Source organism: Leclercia sp. LSNIH1 (genome assembly GCF_002902985.1).
Lineage (GTDB): Bacteria > Pseudomonadota > Gammaproteobacteria > Enterobacterales > Enterobacteriaceae > Enterobacter.
The window spans coordinates 4,362,958-4,376,341 of sequence record NZ_CP026167.1 but is presented as its reverse complement, the minus strand read 5'-3'; the positions used below and the strand labels follow the sequence as shown (position 1 = coordinate 4,376,341).

At 56.2% G+C, this 13,384-nt stretch carries 12 protein-coding genes; 3 read left to right on the top strand and 9 right to left on the bottom strand.

Annotated features, from left to right (window positions below; genetic code table 11):
- Window positions 1-26: 26 nt before the first annotated feature.
- Complete coding sequence (ypeC, locus tag C2U54_RS21585; protein WP_103180619.1) at window positions 27-371, bottom strand: DUF2502 domain-containing protein YpeC; 345 nt, start codon at window positions 369-371, stop codon at window positions 27-29.
- Window positions 372-497: 126 nt separating this feature from the next.
- The gene (mgrA, locus tag C2U54_RS21580) at window positions 498-1,496 is read right to left on the bottom strand and encodes an L-glyceraldehyde 3-phosphate reductase (RefSeq protein WP_103180618.1); all 999 of its coding nucleotides are present in this window, start codon (window positions 1,494-1,496) and stop codon (window positions 498-500) included.
- 184 nt (window positions 1,497-1,680) lie between these two features.
- Here mgrA and ipdC point away from each other — a divergent pair, with 184 nt between their 5' ends.
- Window positions 1,681-3,336, top strand: a complete 1,656-nt coding sequence (ipdC, locus tag C2U54_RS21575) for an indolepyruvate decarboxylase (protein WP_103180616.1) — start codon at window positions 1,681-1,683, stop codon at window positions 3,334-3,336.
- On the opposite strand, the gene C2U54_RS21570 is transcribed toward ipdC, so the two are convergent.
- Window positions 3,337-4,572: an ion channel protein gene (locus C2U54_RS21570; RefSeq protein WP_103180614.1), complete on the bottom strand. Its 1,236-nt coding sequence runs from the start codon at window positions 4,570-4,572 to the stop codon at window positions 3,337-3,339.
- 204 nt (window positions 4,573-4,776) lie between these two features.
- Here C2U54_RS21570 and glk point away from each other — a divergent pair, with 204 nt between their 5' ends.
- Window positions 4,777-5,742: a glucokinase gene (gene glk, locus C2U54_RS21565; protein ID WP_103180613.1), complete on the top strand. Its 966-nt coding sequence runs from the start codon at window positions 4,777-4,779 to the stop codon at window positions 5,740-5,742.
- 41 nt (window positions 5,743-5,783) lie between these two features.
- On the opposite strand, the gene C2U54_RS21560 is transcribed toward glk, so the two are convergent.
- Window positions 5,784-6,521: a LytR/AlgR family response regulator transcription factor gene (locus C2U54_RS21560; protein ID WP_103180611.1), complete on the bottom strand. Its 738-nt coding sequence runs from the start codon at window positions 6,519-6,521 to the stop codon at window positions 5,784-5,786.
- Between the two features lie 12 nt (window positions 6,522-6,533).
- A complete protein-coding gene (locus C2U54_RS21555) occupies window positions 6,534-8,231 on the bottom strand; it encodes a sensor histidine kinase (protein WP_103180609.1) in 1,698 nt (565 codons plus the stop codon).
- Between the two features lie 386 nt (window positions 8,232-8,617).
- On the opposite strand from C2U54_RS21555, the gene alaC reads away from it, so the two are divergent.
- Window positions 8,618-9,823: an alanine transaminase gene (gene alaC / locus C2U54_RS21550; protein WP_103180607.1), complete on the top strand. Its 1,206-nt coding sequence runs from the start codon at window positions 8,618-8,620 to the stop codon at window positions 9,821-9,823.
- Window positions 9,824-9,913: 90 nt separating this feature from the next.
- Here alaC and C2U54_RS28140 read toward each other — a convergent pair whose 3' ends face one another.
- The 4 genes from C2U54_RS28140 to C2U54_RS21530 all read right to left on the bottom strand — a co-directional run bounded on the left by C2U54_RS28140 (window position 9,914) and on the right by C2U54_RS21530 (window position 13,298).
- On the bottom strand, window positions 9,914-9,973 hold the full coding sequence (locus tag C2U54_RS28140; RefSeq protein WP_350223420.1) for a hypothetical protein: 60 nt from the start codon (window positions 9,971-9,973) through the stop codon (window positions 9,914-9,916).
- A 370-nt stretch (window positions 9,974-10,343) separates the two neighbouring features.
- The gene (gene lpxP, locus C2U54_RS21540; protein WP_103180605.1) at window positions 10,344-11,264 is read right to left on the bottom strand and encodes a kdo(2)-lipid IV(A) palmitoleoyltransferase; all 921 of its coding nucleotides are present in this window, start codon (window positions 11,262-11,264) and stop codon (window positions 10,344-10,346) included.
- A gap of 250 nt (window positions 11,265-11,514) precedes the next feature.
- Window positions 11,515-12,957, bottom strand: a complete 1,443-nt coding sequence (locus C2U54_RS21535; protein WP_103180603.1) for a hypothetical protein — start codon at window positions 12,955-12,957, stop codon at window positions 11,515-11,517.
- Window positions 12,954-13,298, bottom strand: a complete 345-nt coding sequence (locus C2U54_RS21530; RefSeq protein ID WP_103180601.1) for a hypothetical protein — start codon at window positions 13,296-13,298, stop codon at window positions 12,954-12,956. Before C2U54_RS21530 ends, C2U54_RS21535 begins: the two co-directional genes overlap by 4 nt.
- Between the last annotated feature and the right edge of the window lie 86 nt (window positions 13,299-13,384).

The following is a 13,384-nucleotide window of genomic DNA, read 5'->3' as shown; positions in this document are numbered from 1 at the left end:
AGGCGCCGGAAGGCGCCTTTTTCGTATCAGTGACGGTGACCGTGCCCGCCATGACCATGACCACGACCGCGTGGGCCTCGATGATCGTCACGATCGCTCCAGCCTGCGCGGTAGCCACGCTCATAGGCTTTGCGTTTATCCCAGCCACGATGGTAGCCGTTATCATGTCTGTGCCAGCGGTTGCCGCGCCATTCATAATGTCGGCGCCAGTAGTCGCGGTCACGCCAGCCGCCGCCATCCCAGTAGTTACCATAATTATCACGATCGCCAATTTGTAATTTTATGGATGGCAACAGGGTGATTTCGCCAGCATTAGCGACCAGCGGGGCTGAAGCCAGTAATACTGCTGCAAGAATCAGAGACCTGAACATGGTTTTTCTCCTTCACGATCGGAGCCGTAATCGGCTTGTTAACGCAATATTAAGGGGCGGTAAAGCCCCGGATAATCGCTTTAACTCCTAATTCAGAAGGCGTAGCACTTTTTGCTAAAAGCGCTTTTAATTTACACTATTCAGAATTCCGTCGATTTCGTTCAGTTCCTCAGGCGTGAAGTGACGGTTCGCCAGCATTCCCACAGCATCATCAATTTGCGCCGTTTTGCTGGCGCCAATCAGCACCGAGGTGACGGCCTCCTGATGTAATACCCAGGCCAGCGCCATCTGCGATAGCTTCTGGTTGCGGCGTTCCGCCAGGGCGTTAAGCTGACGCACTTTCGCCAGCTTCTCTTCGGTGAGCTGATCCGGATTGAGGAACCGGCTTCCGCTGGCGGCGCGGGAATCTGCCGGAATACCGTTAAGATAGCGGTCGGTCAGCTGGCCCCCGGCGAGCGGCGAAAAGGCGATGCAGCCCACCCCTTTATCCTTCAGGACGCCCAGTAAGCCCGCTTCCGGGGTGCGTTCAAACATCGAATATTTCGGCTGATGGATAAGGCAGGGCGTGCCTAAATCATCGAGGATCTCAATGGCCTGGCGAGCCAGCTCTGCCGGATAGTTGGATAGCCCAACGTACAGTGCCTTGCCCTGGCGCACGATGTGGTCTAACGCTTTCATCGTCTCTTTCAACGGCGTTTCCGGGTCCGGACGGTGATGATAGAAGATATCGACATACTCCAGGCCCATCCGTTTCAGGCTCTGATCGAGGCTGGCAATCAGATACTTACGCGAGCCCCAGTCGCCGTAAGGGCCCTCCCACATGGTATAGCCCGCCTTGGTCGAGATGATGAGTTCATCGCGCCAGGCGCTGAAATCTTCCTGCAAGATTCGTCCAAAGTTACGTTCTGCGGAACCCGGCGGTGGACCGTAGTTATTGGCAAGGTCGAAGTGCGTAATCCCCACATCGAAGGCACGATGTAAAAGTTGACGGCTGTTTTCGATCAATGTGGCGTCGCCAAAGTTGTGCCACAGCCCCAGGGAGATGGCAGGGAGCTTAAGACCACTTTGCCCGCATCGTTGATAATTCATTGACTGGTAACGGTTTTGATTCGCCTGATAAACCATGAGTCTTGCCCCTCTGCGTCAGAATGTCATTCAGTGTATACGTTTACACTAAACGTCAGGCAGGCAGATTACCTCGCGAAAATACGTAAAGCATTATTTCCATGGGCAGTTTATCGCCATTCCTGGACAGCTATCACGCTTCTTCAATACTCAAACTGAAGTCAACATTATAAGGATAACTGTCATGCAAACCCCCTACACCGTCGCCGATTACCTGCTGGACCGTCTTACAGATTGTGGTGCCGATCATCTGTTTGGCGTGCCGGGCGACTACAATCTGCAGTTTCTCGATCACGTTATCGCCAGCCCGGATATTGGCTGGGTAGGTTGTGCCAACGAATTAAATGCGGCCTATGCCGCCGATGGATATGCGCGCTGCAAAGGGTTTGCTGCGCTGCTGACAACGTTCGGGGTAGGCGAGCTCAGCGCCATGAACGGTATCGCGGGCAGTTTCGCCGAGCATGTGCCGGTTCTGCATATCGTGGGTGCCCCGGGCAGCGCCTCGCAGAAAAAAGGGGAGCTACTGCACCATACGCTCGGTGACGGTGAGTTTCGTCATTTCTATAAGATGAGTGAGCCCGTTACCGTCGCCCAGGCGCACCTGACCGAACAAAATGCCTGCTATGAAATCGACCGGGTCCTGACCCAGATGCTTCGGGAGCGCCGTCCGGGCTATATTATGCTGCCTGCCGATGTGGCAAAAAAACCGGCCACGCCGCCTGTGAGCACGCTCATGAACCCTCTTTATGAGAGCGACAGTTTCCGTCTTGACGCCTTCCGCCAGGCGGCAGAAAAACGGCTGGCCGCGAGCGATCGCACCGCGCTGCTGGCCGACTTCCTGGTCCTGCGTTATGGCCTGAAAAATCAGCTGCAACGCTGGGTGGACCAAACGCCCATCGCCCACGCCACCATGCTGATGGGGAAAGGGATTTTTGACGAGCGCAAACCCGGTTTTGCTGGCACCTACAGCGGCTCCGCCAGCGCAGCCGAGGTTAACGAGGCCATTGAAGGCGCCGATACCGTGATCTGCGTGGGTACGCGCTTTACCGATACGCTTACCGCAGGCTTCACCCACAAACTTACCCATCAGCAGACTATTGATGTTCAGCCGCATGACTCGCGCATAGGCGATGTCTGGTACACCGGGATCCCCATGACCCAGGCCATTGAGGTACTTTCCAGCCTCTGCCATCAGTATGCCCAAACCGGCAATACGCCTCGCCCGGCGAGACAGCTTCATGCGGTTCATCCCGGTTCGTTAACCCAGGACAGCTTCTGGAAAACGCTGCAAACCTATATTCGTCCGGGGGACATTATTCTCGCCGACCAGGGAACCTCGGCCTTTGGGGCTGGCGCGCTGCGTCTGCCGGATGAGGTAAATTTTATCGTGCAGCCGATCTGGGGATCGATTGGCTACACCCTGGCCGCCGCCTACGGTGCGCAGACCGCCTGCCCGGATCGTCGCGTGATTGCCATTACCGGCGACGGCGCGGCGCAGCTCACTATCCAGGAGCTGGGCTCCATGCTGCGGGACAAGCAGCGCCCGGTGATCATGGTGCTGAATAACGAAGGGTACACGGTGGAGCGCGCCATTCATGGTCCGAACCAGCGCTATAACGACATAGCGCTGTGGAACTGGACGCAGATCCCGCAGGCGCTCAGCCTGGATTGTCAGGCCGAGTGCTGGCGGGTGAGCGAGACGGTGCAGCTGGAAGAGGTGCTGGAGAGAGTCGCGCACCCACAACGGCTGTCATTGATTGAGGTGATGTTGCCGAAAGCCGACGTTCCGCCGCTGCTGAGCGGCATTATCCAGGCGCTGGAAGCACGCAAAAGCGCCTGATTACTTCTCATCGTTCCATGCAGCCATCATCGGTCTGCCCGCCAGCAGCAGCCAGGCGGGCAGCATCACAATACAGAGCAGCGGCAGCAGGGTGGTGTCCGGCACCACCACTGCCGCCATAAACAGGCTTAGCCACGCATCCCGGGTGACAACCAGCACCAGCCCCATAATCGAACAGGAGATGGTGATCGCCAGGGGAACCGCCTCTACATGTTCATGCAACATCAACCCCAGCGCCGCGCCGACAAACACCGCCGGGAAAATGCGCCCGCCGCGAAAACCGCAGGCCGCAGCCACTACCAGCGCCGCCAGTTTTATCAGCGCAAAGAGCAGATAATCCGACACGCTGAAGATCTGGCTGAAGGCCATCTGCTGCATCTCATCCAGCCCCTTAAACAGGGTGATATTGCCCCCGATTGCCCCAAGGATCCCCAGAATAAATCCGCCTGCGCCAAGAATAAGTACCGGGTGCTTCAGACGATGCATCAGACGGTGCAGGCGCGGCAGACACCAGACCGCCACCATCCCCAGCGCGATGGCGAAGGCGGCGACGATCGCGCCGCTGAAAATATCCACCATCTGCATCTGACTGTAGTGGGCAACGGGCAGTGAGAAGTGAGGATGAAAAAAGAGGCTGGTGGTCAGGGCTCCGGCGGCGGCGGATAAGAGCGGGGCGAACAGACGATCCCAGAGCGGGATCTCCGTGTTGCCGCTCAGGGTCTGGGAAAAAATCAGCGCCGCCGCGACAGGTGTGCCGAACAGCGCCCCGATGGTGCCGGCAGAGGCGAGAATGGTCCAGTCAAGGGCGTTTACCCGGGGGAAGGCCCGCGCCCCTATGGCGACGGCCAGGGCGATATTCACCGCCATCACAGGATGCTCAGGCCCAAGGCTGACGCCGCCCGCCAGACCAATAATCAGGGCGATAATCAACCCGGGCAGGGCAGCGGCATTGACCGGCGCGCCAATCAACGGCTCAGTGGCTGGATCTGGCCCGGCATGGCCCGGGCTGTAGCGTATCACCACTCCTACAGCGATACCGGTAAGCGTCAGGATTAAAATAACCCATACCGGCGAGCTTGCGTTAAGGCCGAGGGAAGCCGGTAATGAGGTCCACAAAACCGACTGCAGCACGGAGGCGACCTTCATGATCACAATCAGGATCAGGCTGGATGCAACGCCAATAATCAGCGCAGGAGGGGCCAGCAGCAGCATCGTTCTGGCTCGCGGATGGAGCATGATGATTTCCTTGTTAAAAATAGCTGTCTGTACTTTGCACGTTCAGCCTTATGGCAATAGTGCAAATGGTGCTGAAACGGTAAAGTTATTCTGTGATGAAGATCGATAATCCTGGGGTGCTTTTATCCAGGTCGTTGTTGTTCACGGGCCTTGAATTTAGAGTGTGCCAAACAGTTATTTTGACTTTAGCGGAGCAGTAGAAGAATGACAAAGTATGCTTTGGTAGGTGATGTAGGGGGGACTAACGCGCGTCTGGCGTTATGTGACGTCAACACCGGCGAAATCTCCCGCGCCAAAACCTATTCCGGGCTGGATTACCCCAGCCTGGAAGCGGTGGTTCGTGTCTATCTGACGGAGCATGATGTCAGCGTTGAGGATGGCTGTATCGCCATTGCCTGCCCGATTACCGGCGACTGGGTGGCGATGACCAACCACACCTGGGCATTCTCTGTCGCCGAAATGAAGGCCAACCTCGGCTTTGCCCATCTGGAAATTATTAACGACTTTACCGCGGTATCGATGGCGATCCCGATGTTAAAGCCGGAGCATCTGATCCAGTTCGGCGGCACCGAGCCGGTTGAAGGTAAGCCCATTGCCGTCTACGGCGCTGGCACTGGCCTGGGGGTTTCCCATCTGGTACATGTCGACAAGCGCTGGATCAGCCTGCCGGGTGAAGGCGGACATGTCGATTTCGCCCCAAACAGCGAAGAAGAGGGCATTATCCTCGAAGAGCTGCGCGCGGAGATCGGCCACGTCTCGGCAGAGCGGGTGCTCTCGGGTCCGGGCCTGGTGAACCTCTACCGGGCGATTGTGAAATCCGATGGCCGTCTGCCGGAGAATCTACAGCCGAAAGATGTGACCGAACGCGCGCTGGAAGATAGCTGCACCGACTGCCGTCGCGCGCTGTCGCTCTTCTGCGTCATCATGGGGCGTTTTGGCGGCAACCTGGCGCTGAACCTGAGCACCTTTGGTGGGGTCTATATCGCGGGCGGGATCGTACCGCGCTTCCTCGACTTCTTTAAATCCTCCGGTTTCCGCGGCGGGTTTGAAGACAAGGGTCGCTTCCGCGATTATGTCCGGGATATTCCGGTGTACCTGATTGTGCATGACAATCCGGGTCTGCTGGGCTCGGGCGCGCATCTGCGCCAGACCCTGGGCCAGGTACTGTAATGGCTCTTCCCCGGTGACGTCTGTTCACCGGGGCATCCCCCTCACAGGTGCATCAGCTGGCGAAACTCTTTCACCTTGCTGCGACTCACCGGCACCTGAAAATCGAGATCCTTCAGCCGTAGAATGTAGGTGTTGTTGAACCAGGGTTCGATCTCGCGGATCTTGTTCAGATTGACGCAAAAAGAGCGATGGCAACGGAAGAAGTGGCTCGCCGGCAGCTTGCTGCAAAATTCGGTGATGTTCATCGGCATGACGAACGACTCGCGGCGTGTGTAGACGAAGGTCATCTTCTCATGCGCTTCGGCATAATAGATATCGTTCATCGGCGTCACGATGATGCGTTCATCCTTGATCAAATTGATCGTGTCATTTTCGCGCATGACCGGTGAGGCCGCGACCTGTTCCGCGCCGGACTGCTGGTGCCAGGCGTGTTCCAGCTTCTGCAGCATGCTGACAATCCGCGACTCCTGGTACGGCTTAAGAATATAGTCGAACGCTTCCAGCTCGAAGGCCTCCACCGCATGCTCTTTCCACGCGGTGACAAAGACAATAAACGGTTTACTGGCAAACTGGCTGATGTTTTGCGCCAGCAGTACCCCGTCCAGAGAGGGAATATTGATATCCAGAAATATGGCGTCTACCCGGTTGTGCTGCAGAAATTTCAGCACGTCCAGACCATCCTCAAAGGTGCCGACGATCTCCATCTGGCTGTGTTCTTTAATCAGCCAACTCAGCTCCTGTTGGGCGAGTATTTCATCTTCCACAATGATGACTTTCATGCGTCACTCCCTCTAAGGCAACAACAACGTCTGGGCATGAACGGCGGCGCGTTCGTTAGGAACATAAAACGCGATCTCGGTACCCGGCTCAAGGCGGCGAATGTGTAGCCCTTCACCATAGAGCAGCTTAACGCGGTGATGGACATTGAGCAGACCAATTTTATTGCCGGGCATCTCATTCGACTCCACCCGTTCAATCACTTTCGGGTCGATCCCGTGGCCGGTGTCGCGCACCGCCACCCGCACGCGGTTACCGCATTCGGCCACGCTGATGGTGACCACCCCTTTACCCTTACGCGGCTGAATGCCGTGGACAATGGCATTCTCCACCAGCGGCTGGATCAGCAGGCTCGGGATCACGCAGTTCACCTCTTCATCGATGTCATAGATGACGGTAAGCTTATCGCCAAACCGCGCCTGTTCGATGGCGATGTAATCTTTGATCTGATAAAGCTCTTTTTTGATGTCGATCTGCTCGTCGTCTTTCAACTCAATGTTGTAGCGCAGATAGCGCGACAGATTGAAGATCAGCTGGCGGGCGGTGTCCGGATTCAGGCGGATCGACGAGGAGATGGCGTTCAGCGCATTGAACAGAAAATGGGGATTAATTTTACTCTGTAGGGCGCGCAGCTCTGCCTTGTTTGCCATCTCCCGCAGCTGCTCGGCACGGGAGACCTCCAGCTGGGTAGAGATAATCTGTGACAGCCCGACCGCCATCTCCTGTAAGGTCGATGTGATCTGGTGCGCGTGGCAGTAGTAAATTTTTAGCGTGCCGGTGACTACCCCTTTTTCCCACAGCGGTATCACAAGCATAGAGTGGATCTCCGGGGTGCGGTGAGCCTCATCGTTATTCTTAATGATGATCTTGCCGCCGCTGATTGCCTGGCGGGTGGTGGGGCTGATGGTATCATCATTATCCCGGTAGTTTGCTTCACCCACGCCCACGTAGGCCAGCACCCGGTCAATATTGGTGATGGCCACCGCATCGGCGTGAATGTCGCGGCGGATGATATCGCACACCTGGCGCAGCGATTCAGCGTTAATGTCGCGAAACAGCGGCAGCGTCTTATTGGCAATATCCAACGCCAGCTTGGCCTGCCGGGCGGCGCTGGCCTCTTTTTCGCCTTCCACACTCTGCACCAGCAGCACGATAAAGCCCACGCAGACGCTACCGAGGATCATCGGAATACCAATTTTTGAGACGATATCCAGCCCCAGCGCCGTGGTGGGGGCCCACGCCACCACCAGGATCATGGTCAGGGTTTCGCAGAGCATGCCGGCGATGATACCCGCTTTCCAGTGCTGTTTCTTAGGGACTTTGCGGTTGATCGCCCCCGACAGCACGCCAGCGATAATGCTGGTGATCAGGCAAGGAACCGCAGTCACGCCGCCGATATCAATCAGGTAACGGTGGGTCCCGGCAATGAGGCCCGTGATGATCCCGACCCATGGGCCAAACAGGATCCCGCCAGACATCACGGCGATGATCCGCACATTAACCAGGGAACCTTCCACCGGTACCCCGGACCAGGTACTGAACAGGGCAAACATCGAAAAGATCGCAGTGACCGCCAGCAGTTCCCGGGGCGAGTGGGCAGACTTATGCAGCAGCTCGCGGAACAGGCGGATGCGAATGAGGAAAAAGAGGCAAATCAGCATTAACGCCGCGCGATCGAACACCGCCAGCAGCATATTGAATATTTCGTGCACGGGTAAACCTGGGAAAAGAGGAAAGAACCATGATAAAAAACCTGACGCTCAATGACCAGCCATCCCGCTCTTTTATAAAATGGGGATAAACCACGTTAATCAAAGGGGATTGTATCTAAGGTCGCCTGAGCGGGCAGAAAAGCCAAAAAGCCACCCGGAAGTCGTAACTGTAATGATATTAAAATGTTAACAAAATAACATTCCTGATGCCTCTTTTCATTTTTGCTTCCGGTTTTTGCTTAAGCAGTGTTCCTGTTTTAGCGCTACGCTTTTTTTTATTTCTTCCCCCTCGACAAGGCGAATTTTTTCAGGTTATTTTCTAAGCACGCCACATCCGTGGCGACGTCGCTCGGACGGTCCGGGCGCTAACGTAATCTGAGGAATTTATGGCTGACTCCAGTCCTGAACGCCGTTTTTCGCGTATCGATCGTCTCCCCCCGTATGTGTTTAACATTACCGCTGAACTGAAGATGGCTGCGCGCCGGCGCGGCGAAGACATTATCGATTTCAGTATGGGTAATCCGGACGGCGCTACGCCGCCCCATATCGTGGAAAAACTCTGCACCGTCGCCCAGCGCCCGGACACGCATGGTTACTCAACCTCTAAAGGGATTCCGCGTTTACGCCGCGCCATTTCGCGCTGGTATCAGGAACGCTATCAGGTGGAGATCGACCCTGAGAGCGAAGCCATTGTCACCATCGGTTCAAAAGAGGGGCTGGCGCATCTGATGCTGGCGACGCTGGACCATGGCGACACGGTGCTGGTGCCGAACCCCAGCTACCCGATCCATATTTACGGTGCGGTCATTGCCGGTGCGCAGGTGCGCTCTGTGCCGCTGGTTGAAGGCGTCGACTTTTTTAACGAGCTGGAGCGCGCCATCCGGGAAAGCTATCCGAAGCCGAAGATGATGATCCTCGGTTTTCCTTCCAACCCGACCGCCCAGTGCGTGGAACTCGACTTCTTTGAGAAAGTGGTGGCCCTGGCGAAGCGCTACGACGTGCTGGTGGTGCATGACCTGGCCTACGCCGATATCGTGTATGACGGCTGGAAAGCGCCGTCGATCATGCAGGTACCCGGCGCACGCGACGTTGCGGTGGAGTTTTTCACCCTGTCGAAAAGCTACAACATGGCGGGCTGGCGTATCGGCTTTATGGTCGGTAACAAGACGCTGGTCAACGCGCTGGCACGTATCAAAAGCTACCACGACTACGGCACCTTTACCCCGTTGCAGGTAGCGGCCATTGCTGCGCTGGAAGGCGATCAGCAGTGTGTGAAGGACATTGCCGCCCAGTATAAACGCCGTCGCGATGTGCTGGTCAAAGGGCTGCATGAGGCGGGCTGGATGGTGGAGATGCCTAAAGCTTCGATGTACGTCTGGGCGAAGATCCCGGACGCCTACGCCGCGATGGGGTCGCTGGAGTTTGCCAAAAAACTCCTCCAGGATGCGAAGGTGTGCGTCTCCCCGGGGATTGGCTTTGGCGACTACGGCGATACGCACGTGCGTTTCGCGCTGATTGAGAACAGCGATCGTATCCGTCAGGCGGTGAGGGGCATTAAAAGCATGTTCCGCGCCGACGGATTACTGCCCTAGGTAACAAAGCCGACGCCAGAGCAGGCGGGTCAGTAACCCCAAAAAAACAGGCGCCTTGGGCGCCTGTTTTTTTGACTACATTTTCTTTGCTCAGTTCATCATCAGGGCAAACGTACCGACCCATGCGAACAAAATCACTGAAAAACCCATAAAGAAATATTTCACGTTCATCGCTCCGCGTATTTCGTGATACGCAATAAAAATAGAGTCCAACTGAGTATAGAGAGGTGAAGTCAGGCCGGGGCGGAAATGAGAATTATCCCGTTTCAGCGACGACTCCAGCTCAGAATTCTGTGCTTTCAGGTAGCCAGACGGCGCTAATGTACGCTTAAATTTCAGGAGTGACAAGAGGCATTTTTCTAAATAATTTCCACGACTTACGAGTGTCGTGGAACGGCGACAGTTTAATTTCGGCGGGTAATAAATTGTCGTTCGGCAAGATAGCGTGCTAACGATAAACCTGAGTGATTACAGGTGATTGAAAAGGTTAGTTTCTAAAAGAAACTAACCTTCAACGGGGTTAAAGATAGAGGGAAGCGTGCCCCACAGGACGCGTTTTAAAACGGCGATGCACCCATAAATACTGTTCCGGCGCACGCATGATCTCGCTCTCGATCACCCTGTTGATGTAAGCCGCGGCGGCCGCCTCTTCCTGAGGATAGTTCTCCATCTCCGGCATGATAAACAGGCGATAACCGCTTTTATCGTCTTTTCTGACCATGGTGACCGTCAGCATCACCGACTTTGAAAGACGGTGAATCACAAATGTGCCGTTAGTGGTGGCCACCTCCTTTACCGCGAAGAAGGGGGCGAAGCTGCTGCCATTGCGGCCATAGTCCTGGTCCGGAGCAAACCAGACCGCTTCGCCTTTTTTCAGGGCGCTGACCAGCCCGCGTAAATTATTGCGGCTGATCATCGCCTTATTTGAACGCATGCGCCCGCACGTCTGCACCCACTCCATCAGGGCGCTATTATGTGGACGATAAGTGGCCATCATCGGCTGGCACAACCCCATCACCCGGCCACCCAGCTCCAGCGACGTAAAGTGAACGCCGATCACCATCACCCCGCAGTTTTTTGCCTGCGCGCGCTGCAAATTTTCCAGGCCTTCAACGTCAAACCACTTACGTACCCGCGAGTCCGGCCAGAACCAGGCCATCCCCGTTTCCAGTAACGCCATGCCGATAGATTTAAAATTTTCACTAATGAGATGATCACGCTCTTCAGGGGAGAGCGCCGGAAAACAGAGTTCGAGGTTCCTGCGAGCGATAGATTCACGGCGCTTCAGAAAACGACGCGAAAGACTTCCGAGGCTGGCACCGAGCCAGCGTAGCGCCGGATAAGGAAGTTGCACGAGCAGCCAGAGGACACCCAGACCAAACCATGTAAACCAGTAACGCGGGTGCAGAAGCGTGCGCGTGAATTTGCATTGAGACAAGATAAAACGACCTTTATGGAGAGTATGTTGGTAGCCCCAGACTGGCGCTACGCCGGAATGCTATTAAGACCTGCGTTAATACTATTGGTTCATGGTGATTACCGTATATGCCCAAGGTCTGAAAAAAGGCTGTCGGCGCTGGGCGGCGTAATGTAGCACTGATATATCTTAACTGCTAACACTACTTTTTGCGCAAAAAATAACCCACAAAAGGGCTCAAACCGGGGCTATTTTTATCCACATTCAAACGCGATTAGTCAGGCTTTCCATATCCAAAATCAAAGCCGAACAGCACGTTCTGGCGTATGGCATGATTCAGCGGATAGCTGTAACTCTGCCCGATGCTGACCGTATGGATCGCCCGCAACAGCGTGCCGCCGCTGAGGGGTGAGGGGGTATTGGTGATCGCCACTTCCGCTCCCTGCAATGCGTGCCGCAGCGACTGATAGGCCGGAGAAGCCGTAATACTGTTATTGGTCACGCTGCACAGGCCGAGCAGCAGGCAGATTAACAGCACCGGGAAGATCAGCGGATGGCGGTTAAGCAGGCGAACGGGCCGCCAGGCGGTAACAGAAAGCAGGGCGGCACTTAACGGCAGAAGCAGCAGATAGAGCAGTTTTGCCAGGTGGGTGAGGGCGCCGAGCAGGGAGAACATCAGCGCAATGGGAGGAACAATCACCGCCCGCGCCGCATCCTCGCCCCGTTTTTCATTTGCTCCGCCCGTGCCGTAGCTGGCCAGCGCAGCCTGCAGGCGGGGGAGTTGCTGTTGCACGGCGTAGTCAAGATGGGGAGCCTGCAGCGCCAGGGCGAACTGTTTCAGGGCGTCCTCTTTCGGATATTCAGGCTGCACCCGGGTTTGCAGCGGCAGGGCCAGCTTTTCCCGCAGCCTTTTCTGCACCGGGTCCAGCATAAAAAATGTCTCCCAGTCGAGGCGGGCCGGGATTGTCACCCCATGATAGAGCCCACTTTTCTGCGTAACGCTGGTATAGTCGAGATAGTCCTGATAAATCTCTGCGCGCGCGGCCAGCCAGAGTTTGTAATAGCCGAGGAGCCCGCCCTCCTGAACGCTGATGCTGTCGCGCAGATTTTGCGCCGCCTCTCGCTCAAGCAGTTCGTGATAGCGGCTGACCGAACTCATAAGTAGCGGCAGCATCGCCAGAAACGCTTTCCCGGATGGGCTGGTCCAGGTTTCGCGCTGACTGCCATCGTCATCAAGCGGGATCCCCTCCAGCGTCTGGTGCCCGTCAATTAAAGACTGCTGATAGAGCTGCGCCAGCATCGACTTCTGGCGAAACTCGCCGGTACTTTGGCCGACCTGGCGCTCAATAACCCGCTCCACCGTTTGCCATGTCACCACGCCGGTGAGCAGACAGAGCGAGAACACCATGCCTGCCACCCACGGGGCGGGAAAGGCAATGCCGCGTTTTTTCAGCCAGGCGTTCGCTGCCAGCACCAGCTGAAACATCAGCAGCGCGGCGGCGATGGCGGTTAGGGCCCGACCATAGCGCTCCATATTGTGGATATCGTCGGGGGTGGAGAGACTTCCCACCAGATCGAGCAGGCGCGAGTTAAAGGCCAGCTCGCAGATGAGGTAGGTGAGGGTGAGGAGAATAACCACCGCGTTTTGCCACAGCGGCAGCGTAGGGCGCTTAATATCGGCCCGGTTTTCCAGTTCACCGAGAGCGCGTTCCGTCATGATTTCAGCTCCAGGCTGGTCTGACGGGTGATCGCAGGTTGCCAGATCTGCTCCGGCAACGAGTTATCCAGCACCGGCACGACCCGGGGCGCGGGCGGTTCTGCGGCTTTAACCTGAGGCCGTTTTTTTACTTTTACGGGCGGCGCTGGGGGCGCTTCTGGCGCGTTCAGGAACGATTCAGGTGCGCTATATGCGGGCTGCACAGACGCAGGGCGAACATATTTCGGCGCTACGCGCGCCCGGCTGGGATTCTTATCATGGCTAGCACAACCGCTTACGCTCAGAAGCAGCGTTAACAACACCACCCCGCAGCGGGGCATTTTTTGCAGTGGCACGCTCATCAGTTTGTCCTGACTCTGTCGCACAGCGGAGTGACGTCTTTTAAATGTAATCGGGAATTTTAATTCAGGTAGTTGTATCGCTTAAA

What these genes read in the sequence shown, in the direction of transcription:
- ypeC (WP_103180619.1), bottom strand. Translation starts at nt 371, where the DNA reads ATGTTCAGGTCTCTGATTCTTGCAGCAGTATTACTGGCTTCAGCCCCG.
- ipdC (WP_103180616.1), top strand. Translation starts at nt 1,681, where the DNA reads ATGCAAACCCCCTACACCGTCGCCGATTACCTGCTGGACCGTCTTACA.
- C2U54_RS21560 (WP_103180611.1), bottom strand. Translation starts at nt 6,521, where the DNA reads ATGAAAGTCATCATTGTGGAAGATGAAATACTCGCCCAACAGGAGCTG.
- mgrA (WP_103180618.1), bottom strand. Translation starts at nt 1,496, where the DNA reads ATGGTTTATCAGGCGAATCAAAACCGTTACCAGTCAATGAATTATCAA.
- C2U54_RS21535 (WP_103180603.1), bottom strand. Translation starts at nt 12,957, where the DNA reads ATGACGGAACGCGCTCTCGGTGAACTGGAAAACCGGGCCGATATTAAG.
- C2U54_RS21530 (WP_103180601.1), bottom strand. Translation starts at nt 13,298, where the DNA reads ATGAGCGTGCCACTGCAAAAAATGCCCCGCTGCGGGGTGGTGTTGTTA.
- C2U54_RS21570 (WP_103180614.1), bottom strand. Translation starts at nt 4,572, where the DNA reads ATGCTCCATCCGCGAGCCAGAACGATGCTGCTGCTGGCCCCTCCTGCG.
- alaC (WP_103180607.1), top strand. Translation starts at nt 8,618, where the DNA reads ATGGCTGACTCCAGTCCTGAACGCCGTTTTTCGCGTATCGATCGTCTC.
- glk (WP_103180613.1), top strand. Translation starts at nt 4,777, where the DNA reads ATGACAAAGTATGCTTTGGTAGGTGATGTAGGGGGGACTAACGCGCGT.